This is a genomic window from Hoskinsella mucinilytica, assembly GCF_045223415.1.
Lineage (GTDB): Bacteria > Bacillota_I > Bacilli_A > Erysipelotrichales > Erysipelotrichaceae > Hoskinsella > Hoskinsella mucinilytica.
Map to the genome: position 1 here is coordinate 1 of NZ_JBEQZJ010000073.1, position 9845 is coordinate 9845.

At 35.4% G+C, this 9845-nt stretch carries 10 protein-coding genes and 1 riboswitch; of the genes, 3 read left to right on the forward strand and 7 right to left on the reverse strand.

Going from position 1 to position 9845, the window contains the following annotated elements; translation table 11 throughout:
* Positions 1-376, reverse strand: a 376-nt coding sequence (locus tag UGRO018_RS17020; protein WP_416327709.1) for a YigZ family protein, incomplete at its 3' end; no start/stop codon positions are given.
* A 105-nt stretch (positions 377-481) separates the two neighbouring features.
* Between UGRO018_RS17020 and UGRO018_RS17025 the strand changes: the two genes are divergently transcribed.
* Positions 482-739, forward strand: a complete 258-nt coding sequence (locus UGRO018_RS17025; protein ID WP_416327710.1) for a TfoX/Sxy family protein — start codon at positions 482-484, stop codon at positions 737-739.
* A gap of 8 nt (positions 740-747) precedes the next feature.
* Positions 748-1218 carry a hypothetical protein gene (locus UGRO018_RS17030; protein ID WP_416327711.1) on the forward strand — a complete coding sequence of 157 codons (471 nt, stop codon included), beginning with the start codon at positions 748-750 and terminating at the stop codon, positions 1216-1218.
* Here UGRO018_RS17030 and UGRO018_RS17035 read toward each other — a convergent pair.
* Entirely contained in the window at positions 1213-3180 is a 1968-nt protein-coding gene (locus UGRO018_RS17035) for an alpha-amylase family protein (RefSeq protein ID WP_416327712.1), read from the reverse strand. The genes UGRO018_RS17030 and UGRO018_RS17035 overlap by 6 nt on opposite strands.
* A gap of 108 nt (positions 3181-3288) precedes the next feature.
* Here UGRO018_RS17035 and UGRO018_RS17040 point away from each other — a divergent pair, with 108 nt between their 5' ends.
* Positions 3289-4434, forward strand: coding sequence for a hypothetical protein (locus tag UGRO018_RS17040; protein ID WP_416327713.1), 1146 nt, complete (start codon positions 3289-3291; stop codon positions 4432-4434).
* A 52-nt stretch (positions 4435-4486) separates the two neighbouring features.
* Here the strand turns inward: UGRO018_RS17040 and dapB are convergent, their stop codons facing one another.
* From dapB to UGRO018_RS17065, 5 genes are all read right to left on the reverse strand, one after another.
* Entirely contained in the window at positions 4487-5203 is a 717-nt protein-coding gene (gene dapB / locus UGRO018_RS17045) for a 4-hydroxy-tetrahydrodipicolinate reductase (protein ID WP_416327714.1), read from the reverse strand.
* Positions 5200-6072, reverse strand: coding sequence for a 4-hydroxy-tetrahydrodipicolinate synthase (gene dapA / locus UGRO018_RS17050; RefSeq protein ID WP_416327715.1), 873 nt, complete (start codon positions 6070-6072; stop codon positions 5200-5202). The genes dapB and dapA overlap by 4 nt, the downstream gene beginning before the upstream one ends.
* A 157-nt stretch (positions 6073-6229) precedes the next feature.
* On the reverse strand, positions 6230-7429 hold the full coding sequence (locus UGRO018_RS17055) for an aspartate kinase (RefSeq protein WP_416327716.1): 1200 nt from the start codon (positions 7427-7429) through the stop codon (positions 6230-6232).
* Positions 7426-8712, reverse strand: coding sequence for a diaminopimelate decarboxylase (gene lysA / locus UGRO018_RS17060; RefSeq protein ID WP_416327717.1), 1287 nt, complete (start codon positions 8710-8712; stop codon positions 7426-7428). Before lysA ends, UGRO018_RS17055 begins: the two co-directional genes overlap by 4 nt.
* A 64-nt stretch (positions 8713-8776) precedes the next feature.
* Positions 8777-8942: riboswitch (Lysine riboswitch) on the reverse strand.
* Between the two features lie 226 nt (positions 8943-9168).
* Positions 9169-9312, reverse strand: a complete 144-nt coding sequence (locus UGRO018_RS17065; RefSeq protein ID WP_416327718.1) for a hypothetical protein — start codon at positions 9310-9312, stop codon at positions 9169-9171.
* Positions 9313-9845: the final 533 nt, after the last annotated feature.

Sequence of the window (9845 nt, forward strand, 5' to 3'; positions counted from 1 at the left end):
TTAAAACAGCGCTTTTTAAGGCTGTAGACACACTTTTGGAATAAGCACGAATCAATCCTCCTGCGCCAAGCTTTATGCCGCCAAAATAGCGTACAACAACAGCTATGATATCTTGCATTTGATTGTTCATCAAACATTCTAATATAGGAACACCGGCAGTACCGGAAGGTTCACCATCATCATTACTACGCTGAAGTTCGTTTTGTTCCCCAATGATAAAAGCATAACAATGATGTGTAGCATTGGGATGTTCTTTTTTTATTTGCTGAAGAAATGCTTTTGCTTCCTCTTCACTCAAACATTTATGCATATAACAAAGAAAGCGACTTTTTTTAATTTCTAATTCATCCATATGGTCTTCTTTTAATCGATACATGTCATCACCTGCACCTATTATAACGAAATTTCTAAAATAAGAAAAGTCATGCATCCAAAAGCTTCGTTTTATGTTATCATGATGATATAAGGATGGTGGTTGCTTATGGGAGAGTTAGCGCATGTAGTAAATATCGGTAAGGTTTTAGAGGAGCAGTTAAACGAAGTTGAAATCTATAGCGTAATGGAATTAAAAGAAATCGGTGCTAAACAAGCATGGCTTAGGATTCAAACAAAGGATCCTTCTGCTTGTCTTCTACGTCTTCAAGCATTAGAAGGAGCCATAGAAGGTGTTAAGAAAACAGCGTTATCTCAAGAAGTCAAAAATGACTTAAAAGCTTTTTATCAAGAGCATAAGCGATAGAGGGATTTATGAAAGATGTTATCATAAAAGAACTACAGGAACAGATATTTTATGGGCTGAGAACCATTTCCAATGATAAACAAATTAAGAAGAACACTCAAGATTTGATGCAACAAGTACATAGAGCAAGTGGCTGTGAAATGAAACCACCTTATATTATCTGCACAAAAGAATTTTATCAAGATGATGGCGAGTATCAATTATTTGTAGGAGGTATGAAACGCTATCAGAACTTAGAAAAACTCATGATGCTAGAAGGAACGTATGCCGTCATAGAAGTATCCTGCAAATGGATGCAGTCTTGGTATACAGCAATTCATGAAGCAAAACATTATATTTATCATAAATGGATGGATAAAACGCCATATGTTCCATGTCATGTAGAATATGTATTATTTACAGAAAAGAGCTTGGGGAAAAAACCGATTTTAGAGTTATATGTCAAATTAATGCCGAATCAAAAAACAGAGAATTCATGAGGAACTCTCTGTTTTTAGTTCTATAAATTTAATTTCTCCAGGTTCAAAATCTAGAGGAATGTTTTGTGCTTGATCTAAATAGACATCATGGATGTATGGATCGTTAGTAGAATATATCTGTAATATACTGTTGTAGGTAAAAGGTAGTTCCTTCCACATGTTTTCCGTATGAATATGTAAATGTACACTCTCATGAACATTCGTGTTACATATCACCATCAATGCTTTATCCTCTTTCATATAAGTAAATCCAATACCAGCATCTCTTGGTGAATCAAACCAAATCGGTATACAACACTGTCCTTTATGCATGACATCAATATACTCTTTTCTGATTTGATTTGCTTTTTCCATGAGAGAAGGTAAAACATTTAAATCACTAGATGTATAGTTATAATAATAACGATCGACATAAGGTTGTCTAAAATAACGACGATCTTCTTTAGGAAGAGAAGTCAAGTATGATTGATCACCATATTCACTCAATTGAAGTGGCTGAACCTCATAGCTTTCGATTCCATTCATGTACATTGGTATACCATTAGGTAAAAACAAATTCATGATACTTAACATATTGGTCAATGTTTTTCCATCCTCTAGGCAACTGCAACGTCTGGAATCATAAAATTCACTAGCCGCAAACATCGGACAAGCATTACCTCTAAGCTGATAGGCAAAAGTATGAAATTTATAGTCCTTGATTTGCGTTTCTTCATAAGCACTATTGCCGGAAATAGCATCAAACCCTTTTCGTTTCCATAGCTCACTGTTTTCATGAACGGTATCCTCGGCAATCATGACAAACCCTTTTTTCTGTTTCTTTGCATTTCTTGCCATTTCTTTTTGTAATTTTTCAGGTAGTAAGTATGGCTTTTCTAAATAGATACCATCAATGTCTAATTCAGATTGATACCAGCTTATATTCTCATTAAGTGCATTCCACAAATCACTATTTGGTTTTTTCGCCGGATGAAGATCACATCTTATGGTATCTTGTGTTAAAAACGGTGCGCTTGTTTTCTGTAGCTCACTTGGTACATGAAGATGGAAATCAGTATAAAATCTGAAGTAAGTAGCATCAGAATCTATAGGTAAACTTGCATTGATTTGATCAGAAAATGCAGGCGCAATGACCTTATCACATGCATCATCCGCAAAAACAAATTGAGAAATATGTGTTTTAACATCATCGCTACGATAGAAATCCTTCAAGGAATAAGAGAAGGGTAGGGTATTTTGCGGTAGCCCATAGCTGATTGGTGCATGATAAGATGACAATGCTTCCTTTTTTATCCAATAGAAGAATTCCGGATGCTCTTTTTGATAAATATGGTCAATGGAAATTTTGCCCGGACAATATTCTAAAATGACATGAAATCCTAGGTGATGACATGCTTCAATAAAGGCGATACATTGTTCTAATGCACTCATTTGAGGAACAAGAGGATCTTTTAATTCTTCATCTATGGATTGAAAATCCACTACGCATTCCTTTTGTGCATAGTCATGTGCCTTTTCCGTTTTGCCCAATGCAAAAGGTTGATGCAATAATATGGTATTGATTCCCATACGTTGATAGAAAGGAAGTAAAAGGATTGCCTTTAGAAAGGTGCCATTATCCTTTAGACCATATAAATTTTCCTTTAAGCTATCATCACGATCATGATCCCATGCGGCAAGTGAACGGATATGAACGGAATAGATACATGCTTTTTTTAGCCACCCTGTTGTGGCAAGTGGTACTGCTTTTTTCATTTTTCCCTTTGCATCATAAAATAGATGTTGGAAAGAATAAAGATAAAAATCATAAGGATTGACTAGAATTTCTTTGTTTCTCAATGTTCTGGTCTTTGAAAAACCAAACAGATTCCAAGACTGGGGTAGCGCATAATTAAAAATATCATGGGTATGGGAACCTGCTTCTTTTTCAAGATTCTGCATAAGCTGCTGTAAGTATTTCATGTTAGGATGCCCCCTTTTTAGCTCATATCTTTATTATAACTTGTAAATGCACAATCTTCTACAAATTTTATGTCTTTTCGCTGATAGACTTTAGCTTAAGGTGATAAAATGAAAAAAATGGTTCTTATATTGTTTGGCTTCCTATTGACATCTTGTAGTTTATCTTCTCAACAGATGCCTCAATTAGAAGAAAATCCGGTATTGACAATTACACTACCTTCTCCATCCTATGCTTTAGCACTTCGTAACTTATGGAATGAACAATATCCCCAGCAAGCAAATGCATTGAAATTTCAAATCAAAGAAAGTTCCTTCCATCAACAGTTTCAAACAGATATCGAATGGGTCAAAGATAGTGATGCAATATATAAGCGTGAATATGCAATGTATGCAAGCTATGATGATGCCTACCCTTTCTCCCATTTTCAGCGAAAGGAGTTAGCGGGGTACTTTCAGCCTGTTGAGGCAAAGGGATTGTTATATAGTTATTCCCAACCCAAACTAGATACATACCATCTTTTGGAAGAACAACTTCAAGATTTTTCTGTAATGAATCAAAGTCATATGATTTATTATAGTCATGCAATCGATCAAGTATTACCTTATTGGTTAAGCGAATATCAACATGATGAAACAGATACATCTCAAGTATTTATGGATGATACATTTTTATCTTGTATTGAAAACATGAAAGCATTTTATAAAGAGCATGATTTAGAGGATGATCCTTATGTATCAAAAGATTTTTATGCGAGTCATTATATGAGTGGTTTAATTTCGACATCTAATATTCAAAAGCATCCTTTGTATCAGGCACAGGAATTACATTTTATTCCTATGCCAAGTACAGATACTCAAACATTTTCTCCCTTTGCGGATATTTACGGTTTTATGGTACGTAATGATTGTAAATACAAAGAAAGTGCTAAGGCTTTTATGAATATGGTAAGAAGTAAAAAGGGAATTCAAGCTTATCTGGATGCCGAAGATGGAGTTGCTGTTTTAGATAAGGATGATATCAAAGATTTCTCCATATATGATTCTTTACGTAAAGAAATGATCATTGCAATGAATGATAGTCAAATGTGGGATATATCTGTATTAAAAGATAAACCCTCCATTCGATATAAAGATTTATATGAGAAGACAGAAATGGTATCTATCTTACAAAATGGAATCGTAGCAGATAAGAGTGCAAAACAGATACAAAAAGAAATTTATGATCATGTGATTGAGTGGATATCGAAACAATGACTATATGAAAAAGCATATGCGAATTGTGGCATATGCTTTTTCTGTAATAAGCTTAATTATGAAACAATAGATCCTTCATTGTATAACTTCCATTTGGTTGTTTTACCAAAAACTCTGCTGCACGTACTGCGCCATTGACGAAAATTTGGCGACTGGTCGCAGTATGTGTAATTTCAAAGCTTTCATCATCTCCGAGGAAATACACACTATGTTCACCTGCAAGTGTTCCACCACGTACAGCATGAATACCGATTTCCTTTTGACGTTTACCAACCATACCGTTTCGACCATGAACTTCTTTGAAATCATGATCTGGGTTCATAGTTTCCACTAAAAGCTTAGCGGTACCACTTGGAGCATCTTGCTTTTGATTATGATGTTTTTCAATTACTTCAATATCAAAATCTGCGGAAAGCATAGGTGTGATCATAGATAACACTTCTTTAAATACAGCGATACCAAAGGAATAATTAGCAGAATATATCACACGATTACTTTCACCAAGTTCTTCAATCTGTTTGCGCTGTAGATCGTTGATACCAGTAGTGCCACATACTAATGCTGCACCTGTTTTTTTCACATAAGGCAATAACCAAGCTAGGTTATCCGGATGAGAAAAGTCAATAACAACATCAACATTATCTTGTAATGCATCTAAATCATGACAGTTTGTGATATCACATACCATTAAAATGGTGTGACCATGTTCTTCACATGTCTTCTTTACCAACTGTCCCATTTTTCCAAAACCTACAATGACGATATTCATAGTCCCACCTCATGCATTTTTTCTTCTAATACTTTTTTATGCTCTGCACTCATCTCACATAAAGGCAAACGATAACCGCCTACTTCTTTTCCCATAATGTTTAAGGCTTCTTTAACAGGAATAGGATTTACTTCAATAAACAATGCATGAATCAAATCTAAATATTTCAACTGGGCATCTAAAGACTTTTTCACATCTCCGTTAAGATAATCCATGACCATATCATGCGTTTCTTTTGGCAAGATATCAGCTACTACAGAAATGACACCACTAGCACCAATGGACATCATACTCGTGATCATATCATCATTTCCACTATACATTGCAAAATCATCATTTAAATAACGTGCAATACTGGTAGCATAAGAGATATTGCCACTTGCTTCTTTGATACCACAAATATTTGGGTGTTTACTTAATACTTTAACAGCGTCCTCACTGATGGCTACACCGGTTCTTCCTGGAATATTATACATGATGATCGGAATGTTTACTGCATCAGCTACTGCTGTAAAATGAGCGATCATCCCTTGATTATTAGCCTTGTTGTAATATGGTGAAATGATCAATAAATAATCCGCACCCATCTTTTCATATTTGATACTTTTTTCAACAGCGGTCTGTGTACAATTGCTTCCAGCACCTACAATGACAGGAATTCTCTTGTTGATGACATGTAAAGTATACTCTACAACCGCATCATCTTCTTCATGTGTCATGGTAGAGCTTTCTCCAGTGGTTCCTAAAATAAGGATTCCATCTGTATGATTGGCCACATGCCACTCTAACAGCTCACCAAGCTTTTCAAAATTTACGCTTCCATCTTCATGGAATGGTGTAATTAATGCTACAATACTACCCTTGATCATAATGAATTTCTCCTTCCATGATCCTTTGTATAGGACCACTTATATAAACAGCTTCCTTTTTATCAATCCTAGGTTCTGGTTATCTTGTAATCGAATCCACTGATAAATGGCTGTTAGATCCAAATGCTTTGTGTACCATTGATACGGGTACATCTTGTTATAAATCAAATGCTTCGCCTAATACCTGAATCGCTTTTTGTTTATCTTTTTCCTCGATGGTTAATGAAATAGATATCTCAGAAGAAGTGATCATATAATATCGAATATCGTGAGCGTTTAAGGTATTTAACACTTTTGCGGCAATACCACTGTGTGTAGAAATACCAACCCCAACAATAGAAAGCTTAACAAATCCAAGTAAACGAGAGATCGGATATTTGGAATGTAGTTCATCCACATGTTCTAAAATAGTATCAGATTGTTGTTTATTACAATAGAATGAAAAATTGACTTTTCCATCATGTGTCAGTTGTTGTGAAATGGTATCAAGATTGATATCCAGTTTTGCGATCATTTTAAATAAATTTCCCAGAAAGACACCATCATTCGGTAATTCATTGACTCTCATGATCGCATAATCATCCTTGATACTAATGCCGGTAATCGGCATATCTTCTAAATTCTTTGTAGTTTCCATAATATAAGTCCCCTTGTTTTTATCTTTCTCCAAGGCTTTTCCAAGGAACAGCTTAACTTGGTATTTGCTAGCTAATTCTACACTACGTGTTTCCAAAACGCCTGAACCAAGGCATGCCATTTGCATCATCTCATTATAAGTAACTTCTTTTAAACGCTTTGCATGAGGATATAAGCGTGGATCGATCGTATAAACCCCATTCACATCTGTATAGATATGACATTCCCAGCCTAGCTTGGCCGCTAGAGCTACTGCTGTAGTATCGCTTCCTCCACGTCCAAGTGTTGTAATTTCTCCATGTTCCGTAGCACCTTGAAAACCTGCAACGACAACGACCTTACCATCATCTAAATGTTTTTTTAATGTAGTAATATCAATATCCTTGATTCTTGCATGTGCATGATGAGAACTGGTAATAAAACCAGCCTGATATCCTGTTAAGGAAATTGCAGGGATTCCCAATGCATCGATTGCCATAGCTAATAATGTAATGGTTCTTTGTTCTCCTGTAGATAACAAGGAATCTAATTCTCGTTGATTGACCTTTTCACTAATGGCTTTGGTCATCTCGATTAATTTATTGGTGGTCTTTCCCATGGCGCTGGCTACCAATACTACATTGTGACCAGCCTCTTTCATTTCCTTTACATGTTCAGCAATTGCTAAAATTTGTTCTATCGTTCCAACACTGGTTCCACCGTACTTCTCAACTACATTCATACATTGATGACCTCATCACAATCCATTGCACACATATCCTGATAACTTTCTCGCTTAATAACCTCACGAACGACGCCATCTTTTACAAAAACAACAGCGGGTTTGCCTAATTTATTGTAATTGCTTGCCATACTATAACCATAAGCACCAGTCGTATATAAAATCAATAGATCATTTTGTTTAGCGGCAGGTAACATGACATCTTCGACTAGAATATCTCCAGATTCACAACATTTACCGGCTACTGTAACCTTTTCTGTTTTCTCTTCATTCATACGATTGGCGATATCGCAAGCATAATCAGCCTGATATAAAGCAGGACGAATATTATCACTCATACCCCCATCTACAAACAGGTATTTTTTGTTTTCAGTAACTTTTTGATATCCTATGCGATATAACGTTGACCCAGCTTCTGCGACAATGCTTCTACCTGGCTCTATTAACACTCTATGAAAGGTTAGATTGTGTGTATCCTTCTGTATCCTACAGGTATCAAGAATTGTTTTACAAACCTCATGTAATGGAATTGGTTGATCATCACTTGTATAATAAGCCGCAAAACCACCACCTAAATTTAAGGCATTGCATAAAATGTTATATTCTTTCTGCATGTCTTCCATAAATTCGCATAATTTCGTGATTTCCGCTACATAAGCCTCTTTATCGAAAATTTGAGAACCGATGTGAGAATGGAAGCCTTCAAAGGTGATATTAGGAATGCTTGTCAGTGTTAAGATCATATCCGCAATTTCTTTTTTTCGTAGAATAGAAATACCGAATTTGCTGTCCACATATGCTGTCATGATATATTTGTGTGTATGTGCTTCAACCCCAGGATTAACTCGAATCATCGTTTTGATTGAAGTTCCTACATTTTTCATGATTTGAACCAAGGCTTCACATTCCATATCGTTATCTACGATAATGGTACCAACACCATAATGAACTGCCATTTCTAGCTCTTCATAAGATTTGTTATTGCCATGAAAATACACACGTTCCATTGGGAATCCTACTTGTTTTGCAGTATATAATTCACCACCGCTGACAACATCCAAACTTAATCCATAGGCCTTCACAAGTTCTACCATCGCTTTACAGCTAAAGGCTTTACTAGCATATAATACCTCGGTTTCAAAATCGTTTGAGCGAAACAGCTCATGATACATACTTAATTGCTGGCGTATCTTGTTTTCGTCGTATACATACAGGGGAGTTTTGCAAGTAGCAGCCAGTTGTTCTACTGATACTCCGGAAATTTCTAGCACATTTTTATTCATCGTCTTTACCTCACAAAAAAATGTCAGCAGATTGCTCTTACTGACATGGTTTATCTTCTCACGACAATAAGATAGCACATCTACGTATTCGCAGACAGTCCAACAGATATTCTCTGTTGACCCACCACCCCTTATGCCTAAGGAAGCAGTTCGGCAGAATCGCTTTCATCTTATGTCAGATGCCCGCCGGCTTCATAAGTTGTTGTCTTTTCTGCGCCTCTATCAAATTTGTTAGTATCATACCACTAACCTTAGCAAATTACAACACTTTCAGTTATATTTGTGCAAATAATTTCTTAAGGACTGTAAATTGTTACATAAGAGATCTGCTTATAGCCTTATCATAGCATATATTTAGGAAATGTCATGTATCAATTTTAAAAAGCTTTATAAGAAAAGGTTTATCCCATATTGACCAATGGAATAAACTTTTTCTTTCTCTCTTCATCTTAAGTCTTATACTAGATAAATGAGCAGTAGGATGCCAAGAACTGCTGTCAATATCAATACATTGCGAAAACTAAATAAATTATTAAAGAACTCTTCGTTTCTTTCTTCATTATCGAATACCGGTTCGGTATGCAAATTCTTCTCATCCATGTGATTCACCCCTTGTATTTGTCCCTTATTCGTCTGTATTATAGCACAAATAGAAACACAGATGCTGATTTTAACAGAATCGTAAGAAAAAATCAAGAAATATAAAGGAATGTCATGATGTCATAATTTCTTTTCTGTTACAATGAAGTGTTTTATATATATCGATAAAACTTATGGATGAATTATCTTTTCAGTAAAAATATAAAAATAATTTAGGATTTTCGTACCTGTTTTACGTGTTTATATATATAGGAGGTCATTTTATGGTACGAGTATACATACGTGCTAGAAAGATGAACAAAGGAGATCAAGTTCATGAATGAATGGTTCATTCTCTACCTAGTGGGAGAACTGACTTGTATCGCTCTAATGCTAGTTTGGATGATCGTCAATCTTGTACTGAAAAACAGTAAAAGAAAAAAATAGTCTGATTCTGTAAAGATTGGGCTATTGAAAGAGGGATTCTACACTGTTACTTTGTTTTAAAACTAGTACTCCTAAACGTCTAAAAGGGATGAAGCGCTATCTTCATC

Bases quoted from the DNA above. Each gene is read 5' to 3' on its own strand.
- UGRO018_RS17025 (WP_416327710.1), top strand. From the start codon at position 482: ATGGGAGAGTTAGCGCATGTAGTAAATATCGGTAAGGTTTTAGAGGAG.
- UGRO018_RS17030 (WP_416327711.1), top strand. From the start codon at position 748: ATGAAAGATGTTATCATAAAAGAACTACAGGAACAGATATTTTATGGG.
- UGRO018_RS17035 (WP_416327712.1), bottom strand. From the start codon at position 3,180: ATGAAATACTTACAGCAGCTTATGCAGAATCTTGAAAAAGAAGCAGGT.
- UGRO018_RS17040 (WP_416327713.1), top strand. From the start codon at position 3,289: ATGAAAAAAATGGTTCTTATATTGTTTGGCTTCCTATTGACATCTTGT.
- dapB (WP_416327714.1), bottom strand. From the start codon at position 5,203: ATGAATATCGTCATTGTAGGTTTTGGAAAAATGGGACAGTTGGTAAAG.
- dapA (WP_416327715.1), bottom strand. From the start codon at position 6,072: ATGATCAAGGGTAGTATTGTAGCATTAATTACACCATTCCATGAAGAT.
- UGRO018_RS17055 (WP_416327716.1), bottom strand. From the start codon at position 7,429: ATGAATGTAGTTGAGAAGTACGGTGGAACCAGTGTTGGAACGATAGAA.
- lysA (WP_416327717.1), bottom strand. From the start codon at position 8,712: ATGAATAAAAATGTGCTAGAAATTTCCGGAGTATCAGTAGAACAACTG.
- UGRO018_RS17065 (WP_416327718.1), bottom strand. From the start codon at position 9,312: ATGGATGAGAAGAATTTGCATACCGAACCGGTATTCGATAATGAAGAA.